Genomic DNA, 247 nt, shown 5'->3' on the forward strand with positions numbered 1-247 from the left:
GCTTCACGAGCTTTAGCCGCTTCTTGAGCCTTAACTTCTGCTTGAGCTTCAGCTGCTTCGCGAGCTTTAGTTGCTTCCGCGGCCTTAGCTTTTGCTTGAGTTTCAGCTACTTCTTGAGCTTTAACTGCTTCACGAACTTTAGCTGTATCTTGAACTGTAGTTGTTTTTTCAACTTTAACTACTGGCTGAACTTTAATTGGAGCTTTACCTGTTAAGTAAGGAACATGAACATAAGCTGTTTTTCCGT

The 247-nt window shown here is 42.1% G+C and carries 1 pseudogene; it reads right to left on the reverse strand.

What is annotated here, in order from left to right:
- Positions 1 to 247: pseudogene (locus tag MR167_RS32300) on the reverse strand (enterotoxin); the annotation flags it as partial.

The sequence above is a fragment of the Bacillus cereus group sp. BfR-BA-01355 genome (assembly GCF_022663675.1).
Taxonomy (GTDB): Bacteria; Bacillota; Bacilli; order Bacillales; family Bacillaceae_G; genus Bacillus_A; species Bacillus_A thuringiensis_S.